Consider the following 13376-nt stretch of genomic DNA (forward strand, 5'->3'; position numbering starts at 1 on the left):
CATCGAGCGCCGGTTTGGCTAAAGCGCCGGGCCTTCGCCGCGCATCTGCCCGCACGCCGCCGCGATTTCGCGCCCGAGTTCGACGCACGACAGCGGCGCGGAACCCTCCGCTTTGTTGTTGATGGTGATGAGCACCGCCTGCCCCGCCAGCGCATAGCGCGCCGCGAGTTCGGCGAGCGCGGCGCGCGTGTTGGGGTCTTCGTCGACGAGGCGGTTGAACGGGTCGTACTTCGCTTTCGCCTGCTCGTACTTGAACCCTTGGTGCAGGCTCCAGCGCACGATGAGCGGGCCGCTTGGCTCGTCGCCGTCCAGCAGGGCAAGCGCCGCCGCTTGCCGCAGCGGGTCGGGCATGCGCGCATGCAGACCGACGCAGTAGCGCACGCCGCACGCGCGCAGCATGCGGATGAAGCGCGGCGTCAGCAGGCAGGCGTCGCGAATCTCCACCGCGTAGCACGGCCCCTCCGGCAGCGGCGGCAGCGCGGCAAAGAACTGCGCGAGACGCTCGATGAAACCGGCCGGCTCGGCGAGGATTGGATCGGGCAGCGGCGAGAACTGGAAGACGAGGGCACCGGCTTTCGCGCCGAGTCCGTCGAGGCAAGGCCGCACGAACTCGTCGGCGGCAAGCCGCGCATTCAGAAAACACGGGTTCGGCGCCACCGGCTCGCCGCGCTCGGCGCGCACCGTCGCGTCGGTCACGGACGCCGGCGCTTTCACGATGAAACGGAAATGATCGGGCACCTGCTGGGCGTAGCGCAGGTAGTCGGTCAGCGTGAGCGGCTGGTAAAACGAGCGGTCGATGCTCACCGTGCGCAGCAGCGGATGCGCGCCGTAGGCGGCAAGGCCGTCGCGCGCGAGCTTCGAGTTGCTGTACTCGTCGCCATAGACGATGCCCTGCCAGCCGGGAAACGACCATGATGACGTGCCCAGATGCACGTGCGGCGGCAGCGCGTTTGCGGCGTCGAGCACGTCGGAAGAGGGCGGCGCCGGAAGCACCTCGCGCGCGCGGCGCTTAGGTTTGGGTTTGGCGGGCGATGCGGCGCCGGACTCGGCGGATGCGGCCTCCGTCTCTTCGCCGCCTGGTTCTGCTTCGCCGTCTCCCGCATCGGGTTCGTCGTCGCCCCACAGCGTGGCAGTGCGCGCGGACGCGCGCCGCGGCGGCTCGGCATCGGTGGATGGGGAAGAAGGCGCGGCGGGCTTGACGCCGTTGCCGCGCCTCGAAGGCGGGCTGGCCGGCTCCGCGGGCGGCGCCGGCGCACCGAAGAGGTCGAATTGCTCGCCTCCGGTTTCGCCGGTCTCCGATTCGTCACCGCTTTGTCGCGCCCAGTCGCGCGGCCTGCCGTCGTCCATCGATCGCTTGTGATTGACCCGCGCGACGCGCGGGACGCATCACAGCGGCTTTTCGTACATATAGCGCCGCGACCACGGCAGCGTTGTCGCGCTGCGCCCGGCCTTGCGGCACACCACTTGGTAAAGCGACACGTCGTCGTGCTCGAACGCGTAGGCGCAGCCCGCCAGATACACGCGCCAGATGCGGAATTTCTCGTCGTCGACGAGCTTCTTCGCTTCCTCGGCCTTCGCTTCGAAGTTGTCGGCCCAGATGTCGAGGGTGTGCGCATAGTGCCGACGCAGGCTCTCGACGTCAACTGCCTCGAGCCCGCCGCGCTGCATCGCTTCGAGCGCGAGGCTGATGTGCGGCAGCTCGCCGTCGGGGAACACGTAGCGGTCGATGAACTCGCCGCCGCCGAGCGCCGTCTCGCCGCTGTTGTAGTCGGTCGAGGTGATGCCGTGGTTCATCGCGACGCCGTCGTCGACGAGCAGGTCGTGGATCTTGCGGAAGTACTCGGGCAGGTTCTTGCGGCCGACGTGCTCGAACATGCCGACGCTCGTGATGCGGTCGAACTGGCCGGGGACGTCGCGGTAATCCTGCAGACGAATCTCGATCTTGTCCGAGAGGCCGGCGGCTTTCACGCGCTCGGTCGCGAGATCGAACTGGTTCTGCGAGAGCGTGACGCCGACGCACTGCGCGCCGAACTTGCTCGCCGCGCGCAGCACGAGCGCCCCCCAGCCGCAGCCGATGTCGAGCAGGCGCTGGCCCGGCTGCACCTGGATCTTGGTGAGGATGTGGTCGATCTTATTGATTTGCGCGGTGCCGAGATCCTCGTCGCCGTTCTCGAAGTACGCGCACGAATAGACCATGTTCTCGTCGAGCCACAGCTTGTAGAACTCGTTCGAGACGTCGTAGTGATACTGGATCGCCTTCTTGTCCGACACTTTCGTGTGACTGAAGTAGCGGCGCACGCGCGCCAGCTTGCTTGCGCTCGTCACCGTGCTCCGGGCGAGCGAATAGCTGATGTTGATGATGTCGGAGAGCTTGCCTTCGATATCGATCTTGCCCTTGACGTAGGCCTCGCCGAGATTGTCGAGGCTCGGCTCGAGCAGGAGCGGCAACGCCGCTGCGCTATTGACCTTCAGCGTGACCTGCGGCGCCGCGAAATTGCCAAAGTCCAGCTGCTGGCCGTTCCACAACACCAGGCGGGCGGGGATGTTGGCCTTCTCCCGCACGTCCTGCACCCACTGCGCCAGCTTTTTCTCCCAGAACATGTTCTCCCTCCGTGTCCGATGAAATGAAAGGCAAAGCAACCATTCGACCGTTACGCAGGTTCGCCCAGGAGACCGGCGCAGCGGCAAGATCAGGCAGGGCGGCGGGCAGCGTGAGGCCGTCCGCGGGACCGAGTGCAGGCCGGCGATGCGCGCCGCGCGCAGGGGCGGCGCGGCGAAGGGCCGGCCGGCAAAAGCGTCAGGGCGAGAGCCGCGAGATGAGCCAGCCGCCGGCGTCGCGCGTATACACGATGCGGTCGTGCAGGCGCGAGGGGCGCCCTTGCCAGAATTCGATCGTGTCGGGCACGAGCCGGTAGCCGCCCCAATGCGGCGGACGCGGCGGGTTTTCGCCGTAGCGCTCGCTCATTTCGCGTTCGCGCGTTTCGAGCACGGCGCGGCTTTCGATCAGCTGACTCTGGTCCGACGCCCATGCGCCGATGCGCGAGCCGAGCGGCCGCGACGCGAAATACGCATCGCTTTCCTCGGCGCTCGTCTTGACGACGGCACCCTCGATGCGGACTTGCCGCTCGAGTTCGATCCAGTAGAACAGCAGGCTGGCGTGCGGGTTGTGCTCGAGATCGCGGCCTTTGCGACTTTCGTAGTTCGTGAAGAAGACGAAGCCCCGTTCATCGACGCCTTTGATGAGCACGATGCGTGCCGACGGGCGCCCACGCTCGTCGACGGTGGCCAGCGTCATGGTGTTCGGTTCCGGCAGCTTGGCATCGACTGCCTGCTTGAACCACGCTTCGAATTGCCTGATCGGATCGCGATCGACGTCGGCTTCATCCAGTGACCCGAGCGCGTAGTTTTTGCGGAGTTCGGCAAGTGTGCTCATATTCTTATGCGAACGCTTCAATTTATTCAGTATAGCGAAGGCGCGAATTTCTTGTGTGAAGGCACGCGTGTCCTGGAGGTGCCTGATCCAGCCTTTGCAAGACGATGCCCCTGGCTCGGCGCAGCTTAGCTTTGTCGTTGGCGCTTGCTAGTGTCGTACAAGGCAGTCCTGCGCGGCGGCGCCTCGCCAAGCTCGCCGCGCCGATCCAAGTGCCGCCGGCGATCAGGCAAAATATCGGCTTCAATTGCCCGTTATGCCCCATCGCCATGTCCAGCACCCCCGCCACCGCGACGAGTCCCGATCTTACTACCAGCCGCGCAGACGAGTTTGACGTGGATCGCGCGCGCCGCTTCGGCGGCGTGTCGCGGCTCTACGGCGCACCGGCGCTCGCCGCGTTCGAGCGCTCGCACGTGGCGGTGATCGGGATCGGCGGGGTGGGCTCGTGGGCGGTCGAGGCGCTTGTGCGCAATGCAATCGGCACGTTGACGCTGATCGATCTGGACAATGTCGCCGAAAGCAACACGAACCGGCAGATTCATGCGCTCGACGGCAACTACGGAAAGCCCAAGGTCGAGGCGATGGCCGAGCGCATCGCGCTGATCAACCCGGCCTGCGACGCGCGCCTGGTCGAAGATTTTGTCGAGCCTGACAATTTCGACGCCCTGCTGGGCGGCGGCTTCGACTATGTGATCGACGCGATCGACAGCGTGCGCACCAAGACGGCGCTGATCGCGTGGTGTGTCGAGCGCCGGCAGCCGCTCGTGACGGTGGGTGGCGCGGGCGGGCAGCTCGACCCGACGCGCATCCGTATCGACGACCTCGCGTTGACGATTCAGGACCCGCTGCTGTCGAAGGTGCGCGCGCAACTGCGCAAGCACCACGGCTTCCCGCGCGGCCCGAAGGCGAAGTTCAAGGTGAGCGCGGTGTATTCGGACGAGCCGCTGATCTATCCCGAGGCCGCGGTGTGCGATATCGACGAGGAGGCGCAGCACGTCCAGCACGTCGTCACGTCGCCGGGCCATACGGGGCCGGTCGGGCTGAACTGCGCGGGATTCGGCTCGAGCGTCTGCGTGACGGCAAGCTTCGGATTTGCGGCCGCCGCGCACGCGCTGCGCGCGCTGGCGAAGGCGGCCGCTACGGCTGAATAAAGGCATCGGCTTGACGAAGCGTTATCGGCTTCGTCAAGCCCGCCTTCCCTACGGCCGGGGGGCGGCCGTTCAATTCAGTGCCGCACTGAGCCTGCGGCGCCATTTCGACACCAGCTCCGGCTGGTGCGCCGCGAGATCGAACACCGACAGCATCGTCTTGCGCCCGACATCGTCCTGATACGAGCGATCGCGCTGGACGATCTCGAGCAGGTGCCCAAGCGCGCCGTCGTAGTCGTGCCGCGCGATCAGCGCGTTGGCCAGGTCGAAGCGCGCGGCGAGGTCGGCCGGGTTCGCGGCCACCTGGGCTTCGAGCGCGTCGGTGGGAGGCAGGTCGGCCGCGACGTCGAGCGCGTCGAGCCGCGTCTTCAGCGCGTTGTAGCGCGGGTCGATCCCCTGCGTGATTCTCGGCGACAGCAGCGTGGCTTCCGCGCGCGCTGCTTCCACGTGGTTCTGCATGAGCAATAGCTCGATCAGGTCAAGACGCGCATCGTCATAGCCCGGATCGAGCGCGAGCGCCGCCTGCAGGCGATCGAGCGCTTCTTCCGTCTGTCCTTCGGCCAGCGCGAGCTGTGCGGCGCGCCGTTCGGCTTGCGCCGGGTCCGGCACGAGCCGGTCGATGAACTCGCGCAACTGCCCTTCGGGCAGCACGCCGATGAATTGATCGACGGCCTGCCCGTCGACGAAGGCGATGACGTGCGGAATGCTGCGCACCTGGAAGTGGGCGGCGAGCTGCTGGTTCTCGTCGACGTTCACCTTCACGAGCCGCCACTTGCCTTCATGCTCGCTTTCCAGCTTTTCGAGCATCGGGCCGAGCGACTTGCAGGGACCGCACCAGGGCGCCCAGAAGTCGACCAGCACCGGTGCAAGCAGCGACGCCTCGATGACGTCTTTTTCGAAAGTGGCCAGGGTGGTGTCCATCGCATCCTCGTCAAATAGTGTCTGGCGAGCGCGCCGCAAGGAAACCCGAGGGCGGCTCGACGCATGGTTGCGAGATGGGGGCGGCACAGCGGCTTTCAATGGCGGGTTGCGTCCGGGATGCCGCCGTCATGCCGTGCCCGTCGTGCTTGTCGCGTCGCACTTACCGTGCCGCGCGCTCCGGCAGCGGAATCCATTCCGTCTCGCCCGGGATCTTCCCCATTTCCTGCCGCATCCAGGTCTCCTTTGCACGCTCGATCTTCTCGCGCGAGCTCGCGACGAAGTTCCATTCGATGAAGCGCTCGCCCGCGAGCTTCTCGCCGCCGAGCAGCATCACGGTCGCGCCTTCCGTGCTGGAGAGCGTGACGGTCTCGCCCGGCGTGAGCACAGCCATTTGCGCCACGGCGAGCGGTTCGCCGTCGATCGCGAGATCGCCGTCCACGAGATAGACGCCGCGCTCCTCATGCTCGGGCTCGAGCGCGAACGCGCTGCCGGGCGTGAAATGCGCGGCCACGTAGAGCGTGCCGGAGAACGTCGTGACCGGCGAGGCCTCGCCGAACGCCGTGCCCGCGATCACGCGCAGCGTCACGCCGTTGCGCTCGATCTGCGGCAGCGTTGCGGCGGCGTGGTGCTCGAAGAACGGCGCGTCGTCCTCGTGCTCGAGCGGCAGCGCGATCCAGGTCTGGATGCCGTGCATCGTCAGGCCGCGCCCGCGGTCTTCGTCGGGCGTGCGCTCGGAATGGACGATGCCGCGTCCGGCTACCATCCAGTTCACGTCGCCGGGGACGATCTTCTGGACCGAACCGATGCTGTCGCGATGCATGATCGCGCCCTCGAACAGATAGGTGACGGTCGCGAGCCCGATATGCGGATGCGGGCGCACATCGAGACCGATGCCGGGTGTGAGCGTGGCCGGCCCCATGTGATCGAAGAAGATGAACGGGCCGACGAGACGCGCGGCCATGGCGGGAAGGACGCGGCGCACGGCGATGCTGCCGACGTCGCGCACGTGGGGCTTGAGGATGGCTTTGATCGAGGCGGGCATGGCGATTTCCGGAACGCGCTGCGTTGTGATGAACGGGGAGCGCCCATTCTACTGCGCACCGGGCGGCGGGTTGGGCCGCTGCCCGGTGCGTTGGCCATTCGGCCGATGCCCGCGCGCGCTTACGCCATGCGATTCTTGGCTAGCGGCGGATTCGCCGCGAAATAGCGCTTGATGCCCTTCAGGATCGCGTCGGCCATCTTGTCGCGGTAGGCCTCGTCGTTGAGCTTCTGCTCTTCCTCGGGGTTGCTGATGAACGCCGTCTCGACAAGGATCGACGGGATGTCGGGCGCCTTCAGCACCGCGAAGCCGGCCTGCTCGACCGAACCCTTGTGGAGCTTGTTGATGTCGCCGATCTCATTCAATACGAAGCCGCCGTAGCGCATCGAGTCGCGGATCTGCGCCGTCGTCGACATGTCGAAGAGCGCGCGGTTCACCGATTCGTCCTGCGTTTTCACGTTGATGCCGCCGATCGAGTCCGACGAGTTTTCCTTGTTCGCCATCCAGCGCGCGGCCGCGCTCGACGCGCCGTGCTGCGACAGCGCGAATACCGACGAGCCGCGCGCCTCCGGCGTCGTGAAGGCGTCCGCGTGGATCGACACGAACAGATCGGCGCCGACGCGGCGCGCCTTCTGCACGCGCACGTTGAGCGGCACGAAGAAGTCGGCGTCGCGCGTCATCATCGAGCGCATGTTCGGCTGGGCGTCGATCTTCGCGCGCAGGCGCTTTGCAATGTCGAGTGCGACGTGCTTCTCGTAGGTGCCTGCGCTGCCGATCGCGCCGGGGTCTTCGCCGCCGTGGCCTGGGTCGATCGCGACGGTCAGCAGGCGAATCGTGTTGCCGGCGCCGGGCTTCGACGGTGCGGTGAAGCCGTAGGCATCGTTGCCGCCGGCGTCATCGCCGCCGTTGTTGCGCGCGAGCGCAGACTGTGCCGAGGAGAGGGGGGCGGCAGGCGGCGCGACGGCCGGCGCGCGCGGGGCAGGCGCTGGAGCCGGAGCCGGAGCCGCATGGACCGGCGGTCGCGGCACGTCGGCCCCTGGCGTGTTCTGCGCGTACTGCTGGAAGAACGCCTCGCTGTTGTCGGCGGTGGCGGCGGGCGGCGCAGCGGGGCCCGCGAGCGGCGCGGGCGCCAATGCCTGGTTGTCTTGGCTCAGGCGCTGCTCCTTGCGCTCGGTCTGCGCGAGCAGGTCCATCAGCGGGTCAGGCGCGACGGCCGGGTACAGGTCGAACACGAGCCGGTAGTGGTAGGTGCCGACGGGCTCCAGCGAGAACACCTGCGGCTTCACCTGACCTTTCAGGTCGAACACCATGCGCACCACGTGCGCCTGATATTGGCCTACGCGCACCGCTTTGATCTGCGGATCGTTCGGCGTGATCTTCGAGACGAGATCCTTGAGCGCCTGATCGAGATCGAGACCGTTCAAGTCGACGACGAGCCTGTCCGGTGCGGCGAGCAGCGTCTGGGTGGTTTGCAGCGGCTGATCCGATTCGATCGTCACGCGCGTGTAGTCGCGCGCGGGCCACACGCGCACGCCGAGCACCGAGCTCGCCCACGCGAGGCGAGGCGCCATGAACGGCGCAGCGAGCCCGAGCACGAGCGTCGAGGCGCCCGCGCGCAGCACGTGCCGGCGGCGCCAGTTGTGCGCAGCGGTCGCGGCCGATTCGATCGAGCGGAACGGCTTGATTAACATCTTTCTAGACATGCTTTTCCTGATTCGCTGTACGCGCGCGCATCGAGCGCGCGGCCGTCGCCGGCTACCTCGAGCGAGAAGACGAGATCCGGAATGCCGAGCAAGCCCCCTGCCTGCTGCGGCCATTCGACGAGGCAGATCGCAGTCGAATTGAAATACTCGCGAAACCCGGCGTCGGCCCATTCGGCCGGATCGGTGAAACGGTAGAGATCGAAGTGGTAAAGCTCGAGTTCCCCATCGGGCCGCTCGAGGGCGTACGGCTCGACGAGCGTGTAGGTCGGGCTGCGCACGCGGCCCGTATGGCCGAGCCCGCGCAAGGTCGCCCGTACGAGCGTGGTCTTGCCCGCGCCGAGCTCGCCGATCAGTTGCACGTGCAGCCCGTTGAACGGCCGGTCCTCGCGGTTTTCCGTGCGCACGCTCTCGATCGCCTCGCCGAAGCGCGCACCGAAGGCATTGGTGGCGGCTTCGTCCGCGAGCGGGAAACGGCGCGCGAGCAATGGGCTCGCGGACGGCTGAATCGAGGGATCGGGCTTGACGGGCATTCTCGTAAAATAGCGTGATGAACCGATGTCCGGAACATTCCATGTCCCGCACGCCTTTGTCCGATGACGACTGCCGTGCGTCGCGCCGCTTCGACGAAGCCGCGTTGGCGGCGCTCGCGCAGCGCGTCAAGGAGTGGGGGCGCGAGTTGGGTTTCGGTGCGGTCGGTATCAGCGATATCGACCTGACGGACGCCGAGGCGGGCCTGGCCGCGTGGCTCGAGGCGGGCTGCCACGGCGAGATGGATTATATGGCCAAACATGGCGTGAAACGCGCGCGTCCGGCCGAGCTTGTGGCCGGCACGCTACGCGTGATTACGGCGCGCATGGCTTATTTGCCGGCGTCGACGCGGGATGAAAGCGAGCCGTCAGGCGGCTGGCGCGCACGGGAAATGGCGCGGCTTGCCGATCCATCGACGGCTGTCGTCTCGATCTACGCGCGCGGGCGCGACTATCACAAGGTCATGCGCAACCGGCTGCAACAGCTCGCGCAGCGCATCGAGGACGAAATCGGCGCATACGGCTATCGCGTCTTCACGGATTCGGCGCCGGTGCTCGAGATCGAGCTTGCGCAGAAGGCGGGCATCGGCTGGCGCGGCAAGCATACGTTGCTGCTGCAGCGCGACGCGGGGTCGCTCTTCTTCGTCGGCGAGATCCTTGTGGATGTGCCGTTGCCGACGGATGCCGAGACGTCGCCCGAGCGTGCCCCCGAAGCGCCGGGCGCACATTGCGGGCAGTGCACGCGCTGCATCGATGCGTGCCCGACCGGCGCGATCGTCGCGCCTTATCGCGTCGATGCGCGGCGCTGCATTTCCTATCTGACGATTGAATTGAAGGGCAGCATTCCGGAAGACTTGCGGCCGCTGATCGGCAATCGTGTCTACGGATGCGACGATTGCCAGCTCGTGTGTCCGTGGAACAAGTTCGCTCAGGCTGCGCCTGTCGACGATTTCGACGTGCGGCATGGCCTCGACCGTGCGACGCTCGTCGAGTTGTTCGGCTGGAGCGCCGGTGAATTCGATACGCGGATGCAGGGCAGCGCGATCAGGCGCATCGGCTACGAGCGATGGCTGCGCAATATCGCCGTGGCGATGGGCAACGCGTTGCGCTCGGACGCGGCGTCTATCGGCGATGCCGCGCGCGCGGAGATCGTCGCCGCGCTCGAGAGCCGCGCCGACGACGACTCGCCGCTCGTGCGCGAACACGTGCAGTGGGCGCTCGCGGCGGCATGATGTCCGCTTCGAATCAGCGCCGTAGGTCTGGAATGCTAAGGAGAAAGCCATGTTCAACGCTGTGATCGACGCGCCGTTCGGCAAAGTCGGCATTCGCACCGATGGCGTGACGGTGCGTGAGATCGTCTATCTGCCGGATTCGGCGCCGAACGTCGAGCCGGATTCGCCGCTTGCCGCACGCGCGGCCGAGCAGATCGGACGTTACCTCGCGGACCCCCGCGCGAGCTTCGATTTGCCGCTTGCCCGGATCGGCACGGAATTTCAGCGCCGCGTCTGGCAGGGCATTTGCGCGATTCCTCCAGGCGAAGTGCTGACCTACGGGCAGCTCGCCAAGGAAATCGGCAGCGTAGCGCGCGCGGTCGGCCAGGCCTGTGGCGACAATCGCTTCCCGCTGGTGATTCCGTGTCACCGGGTGGTGGCGGCGGGCGGCATCGGCGGCTTCGCGCATGATGCAGGGGAGGGCTACCTGCGCCGCGCGAAGCGCTGGCTGCTCGCGCACGAAGGCCTGGTGCAGTACGCATGAGCCGCATGAACGACGATGCGATTGCCGCGGTGGCGGCCGCCGGCGAGGCGCCGCCGCCGTCGCCTTCGCTTGTGGCGAGCACCGGCTCGATCGACGCGTTCTGCGACGCGCTGTGGCTCGAGCACGGCCTGTCGCGCAACACGCTCGACGCCTATCGCCGCGACTTGCGTCTCTTCGCCGAGTGGCTCGCCGCCACGCACGCGGCGTCGATCGACGGTGCGAGCGAGGCTCAGCTGAACGGCTACATCGCCGCGCGCCGCGCCGACAAGGCGACTTCCGCGAACCGGCGGCTGTCGGTATTCCGCCGCTTCTACGCGTGGGCTGTGCGCGAGCATCGCAGCACCGTCGACCCGACGCTCAAGATACGCTCCGCGAAGCAGCCGCCGCGCTTTCCGTCGACGCTCTCCGAAGCGCAAGTCGAAGCGCTGCTCGGCGCCCCCGACATCGACACGCCGCTCGGCCTGCGCGACCGCACGATGCTGGAGCTGATGTACGCAAGCGGCTTGCGCGTGACCGAGCTCGTCACGCTGAAGACGGTCGAGGTGGGGCTCAACGAGGGCGTCGTGCGCGTGATGGGCAAGGGCTCGAAGGAGCGGCTGATTCCGTTCGGCGAGGAGGCGCACGGCTGGATCGAGCGCTATCTGCGCGGGGCGCGGCCGGCGCTGCTCGGCGCGCGTGCGGCGGACGCGCTATTCGTCACGGCGCGCGGCGAGGGCATGACGCGCCAGCAGTTCTGGAACATCATCAAGCGCCATGCGCGGGCCGCCGACGTGCAGGCACCGCTCTCGCCGCACACGCTGCGGCACGCGTTCGCGACGCACTTGCTCAACCACGGCGCGGACTTGCGCGTGGTGCAGCTGCTGCTCGGCCACACCGATATCTCGACGACGCAGATTTACACGCACGTCGCGCGCGAACGGCTGAAGTCGCTGCACGCGACGCACCATCCGCGGGGCTGAGGGGTGGGATTGCTAGAATGCGCCGATGAGCAAATCGAAACACGTCTCCGAAACGCCTGCCACTCAGTTTCTCCGCCGCAACAAGGTGAGCTTCGGCGAGCATCCCTACGACTATGTGGAGCACGGCGGCACGTCCGAGTCGGCGCGGCAGCTCGGCCTCGACGAGCATTGCGTCGTCAAGACGCTCGTCATGGAGGATGAGCAAGCGAAGCCGCTGATCGTGCTGATGCACGGCGACCGCACGGTCTCCACCAAGAACCTCGCGCGGCAGATCGGCGCAAAACGCGTCGAGCCGTGCAAGCCCGAGGTGGCGAACCGGCATTCCGGCTATCTCGTGGGCGGCACGTCGCCGTTCGGCACGAAGAAGGCGATGCCGGTCTACGTCGAGTCGACCATCCTCGAGTTCGACACGGTCTACCTGAACGGCGGCAAGCGCGGCTACCTCGTGAGCATCGCGCCCGGCGTGCTGACGGCGCTGCTCGGCGCGAAGCCGGTGCAATGCGCGAGCGTCGATTGACGAAGGCGAGGGCCCGCCGCGCAACCTGCGCGTGGACAGGGAAAGCAAGGATCATCGGCGCAGCGGCGGTTCGGTAGAATGAGCGCCGGTCCGCGTTCGGACCCGCTCGCTAACGATACGTTGAAAGAGTCCCTTACATGGAAATCCTGATCGCCACCGTTGCTGCCTACCTGATCGGATCGGTGTCGTTTGCCGTGATAGTCAGCGCCGCGATGGGGCTTGCCGACCCGCGCTCGTACGGCTCGAAGAATCCCGGCGCGACCAACGTGCTGAGAAGCGGCAACAAGAAAGCGGCGATTCTCACGCTGATCGGCGATGCGTTCAAAGGGTGGCTCGCGGTGTGGCTCGTCGACCGGCTCGGTCCGCATTACGGGCTTGACGACGTCGCCGTCGCGTGCGCGGCGCTCGCCGTGTTCCTCGGCCATCTGTACCCGGTCTTCTTCAAGTTCAAGGGCGGCAAGGGCGTGGCCACGGCGGCCGGCGTGCTGCTCGCGATCCACCCCGTGCTTGGCCTGGCGACTGCGCTCACGTGGCTCATCATCGCGTTCTTCTTCCGCTATTCGTCGCTGGCGGCGCTTTGCGCCGCGGTGTTCGCGCCGCTTTTCGATGTCTTCCTGTTCGGCGCAAACCATATCGCCTGGGCCGTCTTCGCGATGAGCGCGCTCCTCATCTGGCGTCATCGCGCCAATATCTCGAAGCTGATTACCGGGAAGGAGAGCCGGATCGGCGAGAAGAAAAGCGATGCCGGCGGGGCGGCGGCGCGCAAACACTGAGGAGGACAAGCGGCCCGGGTAGTGATGGCCAGGCCGCTTGCTTGGCGCGCCAGGCGCCGGGTAATCAATCGCGGAAGTTGTTGAAGTCGAGCGGCGTATCGGTCACGTCCTTGCGCAGCATCGCGATCACGCTTTGCAGGTCGTCGCGCTTCGCGCCCGAGATGCGCACCGCGTCTCCCTGGATGCTTGCCTGCACCTTGATCTTGCTGTCCTTCACGAGCCTGACGATCTTCTTCGCGAGATCGCCCGACACGCCCTTCTTCACGGTGACGACTTGCTTCACCTTGTCGCCGCCGATCTTCTCGATCTTGCCGTAGTCGAGGAAGCGCACGTCCACGTTGCGCTTCGCCATCTTCGACAGCAGCACGTCTTTCACTTGGCCGAGCTTGAAGTCGTCGTCGGCGAACAGCGTCAGCTCGCCTTCCTTCTGCTCGACGCGCGCGTCGGACCCCTTGAAGTCGAAGCGCGTCGAGATCTCCTTGTTGGACTGCTCGATCGCGTTCTTCACTTCGATCATGTTGGCTTCGCAAACGACGTCGAACGATGGCATTGCATTCTCCCTGTAGAGCGGCGGTGCCTGGCGCCTCCTGGTGGCGCGCCGCGG

Annotated in this window: 14 protein-coding genes; 6 read left to right on the forward strand and 8 right to left on the reverse strand. The window is 66.7% G+C overall.

The genetic code is table 11. The annotated features are described in order from the left end of the window. Positions 1–18: 18 nt before the first annotated feature. The 3 genes from FAZ69_RS24625 to pdxH form a co-directional block, all read right to left on the reverse strand. The gene (locus FAZ69_RS24625; protein WP_136897710.1) at positions 19–1347 is read right to left on the reverse strand and encodes a DUF72 domain-containing protein; all 1329 of its coding nucleotides are present in this window, start codon (positions 1345–1347) and stop codon (positions 19–21) included. Positions 1348–1386: 39 nt separating this feature from the next. Next, a complete protein-coding gene (locus FAZ69_RS24630) occupies positions 1387–2601 on the reverse strand; it encodes a class I SAM-dependent methyltransferase (protein WP_136897711.1) in 1215 nt (404 codons plus the stop codon). 196 nt (positions 2602–2797) lie between these two features. Further along, entirely contained in the window at positions 2798–3433 is a 636-nt protein-coding gene (pdxH, locus tag FAZ69_RS24635; protein WP_136897712.1) for a pyridoxamine 5'-phosphate oxidase, read from the reverse strand. Positions 3434–3699: 266 nt separating this feature from the next. Here pdxH and FAZ69_RS24640 point away from each other — a divergent pair, with 266 nt between their 5' ends. Further along, on the forward strand, positions 3700–4581 hold the full coding sequence (locus FAZ69_RS24640) for a tRNA threonylcarbamoyladenosine dehydratase (RefSeq protein WP_136897713.1): 882 nt from the start codon (positions 3700–3702) through the stop codon (positions 4579–4581). A gap of 69 nt (positions 4582–4650) precedes the next feature. On the opposite strand, the gene trxA is transcribed toward FAZ69_RS24640, so the two are convergent. From trxA to tsaE, 4 genes are all read right to left on the reverse strand, one after another. Then, positions 4651–5499 (reverse strand): thioredoxin, encoded by an 849-nt coding sequence (gene trxA, locus FAZ69_RS24645; RefSeq protein ID WP_136897714.1) that lies wholly within the window; start codon positions 5497–5499, stop codon positions 4651–4653. 160 nt (positions 5500–5659) lie between these two features. Next, positions 5660–6541 carry a pirin family protein gene (locus tag FAZ69_RS24650; protein ID WP_136897715.1) on the reverse strand — a complete coding sequence of 294 codons (882 nt, stop codon included), beginning with the start codon at positions 6539–6541 and terminating at the stop codon, positions 5660–5662. 119 nt (positions 6542–6660) lie between these two features. After that, positions 6661–8241, reverse strand: a complete 1581-nt coding sequence (locus tag FAZ69_RS24655) for an N-acetylmuramoyl-L-alanine amidase (RefSeq protein WP_136897716.1) — start codon at positions 8239–8241, stop codon at positions 6661–6663. After that, positions 8223–8771 carry a tRNA (adenosine(37)-N6)-threonylcarbamoyltransferase complex ATPase subunit type 1 TsaE gene (gene tsaE / locus FAZ69_RS24660; protein WP_136897717.1) on the reverse strand — a complete coding sequence of 183 codons (549 nt, stop codon included), beginning with the start codon at positions 8769–8771 and terminating at the stop codon, positions 8223–8225. The genes FAZ69_RS24655 and tsaE overlap by 19 nt, the downstream gene beginning before the upstream one ends. A 17-nt stretch (positions 8772–8788) precedes the next feature. Here tsaE and queG point away from each other — a divergent pair, with 17 nt between their 5' ends. The 5 genes from queG (at position 8789) to plsY (ending at position 12772) form a co-directional block, all read left to right on the forward strand. Next, complete coding sequence (gene queG, locus FAZ69_RS24665; protein ID WP_136897718.1) at positions 8789–10000, forward strand: tRNA epoxyqueuosine(34) reductase QueG; 1212 nt, start codon at positions 8789–8791, stop codon at positions 9998–10000. A gap of 49 nt (positions 10001–10049) precedes the next feature. Then, the gene (locus tag FAZ69_RS24670) at positions 10050–10523 is read left to right on the forward strand and encodes a methylated-DNA--[protein]-cysteine S-methyltransferase (protein ID WP_136897719.1); all 474 of its coding nucleotides are present in this window, start codon (positions 10050–10052) and stop codon (positions 10521–10523) included. 5 nt (positions 10524–10528) lie between these two features. After that, on the forward strand, positions 10529–11482 hold the full coding sequence (gene xerD, locus FAZ69_RS24675; protein WP_136898006.1) for a site-specific tyrosine recombinase XerD: 954 nt from the start codon (positions 10529–10531) through the stop codon (positions 11480–11482). A gap of 25 nt (positions 11483–11507) precedes the next feature. Continuing rightward, positions 11508–11999: a Cys-tRNA(Pro) deacylase gene (gene ybaK / locus FAZ69_RS24680; protein ID WP_136897720.1), complete on the forward strand. Its 492-nt coding sequence runs from the start codon at positions 11508–11510 to the stop codon at positions 11997–11999. A gap of 137 nt (positions 12000–12136) precedes the next feature. Beyond that, a complete protein-coding gene (plsY, locus tag FAZ69_RS24685) occupies positions 12137–12772 on the forward strand; it encodes a glycerol-3-phosphate 1-O-acyltransferase PlsY (protein WP_136897721.1) in 636 nt (211 codons plus the stop codon). Positions 12773–12836: 64 nt separating this feature from the next. On the opposite strand, the gene FAZ69_RS24690 is transcribed toward plsY, so the two are convergent. Next, positions 12837–13322, reverse strand: a complete 486-nt coding sequence (locus FAZ69_RS24690) for a YajQ family cyclic di-GMP-binding protein (RefSeq protein ID WP_136897722.1) — start codon at positions 13320–13322, stop codon at positions 12837–12839. Between the last annotated feature and the right edge of the window lie 54 nt (positions 13323–13376).

Source organism: Trinickia terrae (assembly GCF_005144415.1).
In the GTDB taxonomy this organism is placed as follows: Bacteria; Pseudomonadota; Gammaproteobacteria; order Burkholderiales; family Burkholderiaceae; genus Trinickia_A; species Trinickia_A terrae.

What these genes read in the sequence shown, in the direction of transcription:
- FAZ69_RS24650 (WP_136897715.1), bottom strand. Translation starts at nt 6,541, where the DNA reads ATGCCCGCCTCGATCAAAGCCATCCTCAAGCCCCACGTGCGCGACGTC.
- FAZ69_RS24670 (WP_136897719.1), top strand. Translation starts at nt 10,050, where the DNA reads ATGTTCAACGCTGTGATCGACGCGCCGTTCGGCAAAGTCGGCATTCGC.
- trxA (WP_136897714.1), bottom strand. Translation starts at nt 5,499, where the DNA reads ATGGACACCACCCTGGCCACTTTCGAAAAAGACGTCATCGAGGCGTCG.
- queG (WP_136897718.1), top strand. Translation starts at nt 8,789, where the DNA reads ATGAACCGATGTCCGGAACATTCCATGTCCCGCACGCCTTTGTCCGAT.
- plsY (WP_136897721.1), top strand. Translation starts at nt 12,137, where the DNA reads ATGGAAATCCTGATCGCCACCGTTGCTGCCTACCTGATCGGATCGGTG.
- FAZ69_RS24655 (WP_136897716.1), bottom strand. Translation starts at nt 8,241, where the DNA reads ATGTCTAGAAAGATGTTAATCAAGCCGTTCCGCTCGATCGAATCGGCC.
- pdxH (WP_136897712.1), bottom strand. Translation starts at nt 3,433, where the DNA reads ATGAGCACACTTGCCGAACTCCGCAAAAACTACGCGCTCGGGTCACTG.
- xerD (WP_136898006.1), top strand. Translation starts at nt 10,529, where the DNA reads ATGAACGACGATGCGATTGCCGCGGTGGCGGCCGCCGGCGAGGCGCCG.
- ybaK (WP_136897720.1), top strand. Translation starts at nt 11,508, where the DNA reads ATGAGCAAATCGAAACACGTCTCCGAAACGCCTGCCACTCAGTTTCTC.
- FAZ69_RS24625 (WP_136897710.1), bottom strand. Translation starts at nt 1,347, where the DNA reads ATGGACGACGGCAGGCCGCGCGACTGGGCGCGACAAAGCGGTGACGAA.
- FAZ69_RS24640 (WP_136897713.1), top strand. Translation starts at nt 3,700, where the DNA reads ATGTCCAGCACCCCCGCCACCGCGACGAGTCCCGATCTTACTACCAGC.
- tsaE (WP_136897717.1), bottom strand. Translation starts at nt 8,771, where the DNA reads ATGCCCGTCAAGCCCGATCCCTCGATTCAGCCGTCCGCGAGCCCATTG.
- FAZ69_RS24690 (WP_136897722.1), bottom strand. Translation starts at nt 13,322, where the DNA reads ATGCCATCGTTCGACGTCGTTTGCGAAGCCAACATGATCGAAGTGAAG.
- FAZ69_RS24630 (WP_136897711.1), bottom strand. Translation starts at nt 2,601, where the DNA reads ATGTTCTGGGAGAAAAAGCTGGCGCAGTGGGTGCAGGACGTGCGGGAG.